General features: G+C 49.0%; 1 protein-coding gene. It reads left to right on the plus strand.

Annotated elements, in window-relative coordinates:
- A partial coding sequence (locus ACOYNV_RS28155) for an AAA family ATPase (protein ID WP_422903132.1) occupies positions 1–1,047 on the plus strand: 1,047 nt, incomplete at its 5' end.
- Positions 1,048–1,827 lie beyond the last annotated feature (780 nt).

The following is a 1,827-nucleotide window of genomic DNA, read 5'->3' on the forward strand; positions in this document are numbered from 1 at the left end:
GCTTCGGATGCCGCTGTTGATGTCATTCAAAAATTTCTTCGCCCTGATTTCGAGGCTATCATTCCGCTGCGTATCCAAACTGAGCATGTAATCGACAGCGCAATTCGGATGACTGAAGACCAACTCGCTTGGGTTGATGTCGTCGAAGCCAATCCTCGTACGCTTTGCATTGGTGGTGCAGGAACAGGCAAAACGTTTCTCGCGGCAGAATTGGCACGACGATGGACGGCGACTGGATCGAAGGTTCTCTTCGCCTGTTCATCACCATGGCTAAAGGCCTGGTTGGACGTGCGCCTGAATATTCGCGGCTTGGTCATTTCAACTTTTGATGGCTTGGAGACTGCCGCCCAGCGTGCCCACATTTCACAATTTGACGCGATCATTGTTGATGAAGCGCAAGACTTGATGCGGGTTGTGCTAATCGACAAGCTGGAAGCCTATTTGCTGAACGGATTCCAAAATGGCCGTTGGGCACTCTTCGCTGATTTTCAAAATCAAAGTGGCTTGCTTGTACCCACAGAGGCTGGGGCACTTCATCGCATTGAGCAATATCAACCGACACGGGTACCTTTGCGGACCAATTGCCGAAACACTTTCGAAATTCTAGAATCCATTAAATTTCGTCTTGGTGCTGACATGGGTGTTCGCGGTTCTGGTTATGGGCCAGCAGTCAGGGAGTTTTGCGTTGCAACTAAAGAGGATGCAGCAAAAATATTGGCAAATCAACTGGATGAACTCGTGAAGGGCGGTATGACGCATTCACAAATTACTATACTTTCACAAACTCCATACAACCAATCGATTGTGAGATTGTTGCCACCTAAGTGGCATAAAGTAATTAAGCCACTCGATTCATACGCAATCAGAAGTTTCCCACCAGATTCGATTAGTTTTTCTCAGATACCCGATTTCAAAGGGCTAGAAAATGATGCCATCATTGTGGTAGGCATGCCGAATTCAAAGCTATCAGAAAGTCTAACCTTCCACTACGTCGCTATGAGCAGGGCACGAGCGTATCTTGCGGTAATAGAGCTAAATGGTACTTAACTCTAGAAATTCCACTTTGGACTTCATTTATTTTTGTTACAGGAAAGCAGTCGTTGATGATCGACGGCACCTAGTCGGCAGCAGGTGCAGCCATCCGCGAAATTGGCTTCACATTGCAGACGGTCAGACTACGGGGGTGAATGTCGGGTCTGGAGCGAGCATTTCGTTCAGACCCATGTCAGCAACCGCTGCACTGCTGAAATTCATCACGCTCTAAAGCGGGCGTTCACCCAACTTGGCGCAGAAAGTTGTTGGTTAGCCACAGGTCGGCGGAAATTTCACCTGATCTCGCCCATCACGAAGTGTGATTATTGGCCCCTCAATTTGATTGATCACACTCACCACTGCTCATAGTTCAGCTTGCCAGGTGGCACACGGCTCACACAACCGTATTTTCAAACCGGTAATATCTCGCTCATGAAATCGCAGCGAGAGTTCCATGCTGAATGGGTTTTTATTTCATTGCTCCCAAAACCATGTCACGCTTGCTGGTCAGAGCGCGTGAGACTCAACAGCTTAAGTGCCTTTTCCGTTCCATTGCTCCCAGACCCCTCACATCGTGGTCGCGGGTGCTGATAAAAAATCGTCCACGTTCTGGTTGTAGTAGGCCACCGTGCGCTGCGTCAGTTCAGCCAGTTCATGGGGTGCTTGGGGTTTGGTTGTCATGAGGATGCGGGACAAAAAAGTCTATTTTGAGACAAATCAGGCCCAATCGCTTGTTGCGAGCATGCACACAGCGCATTGGACAAGGCCAGTTCAGCGCATTTCCGCGAGCAAGGC

This window comes from Propionivibrio sp., from assembly GCF_049316945.1.
Lineage (GTDB): Bacteria > Pseudomonadota > Gammaproteobacteria > Burkholderiales > Rhodocyclaceae > Propionivibrio.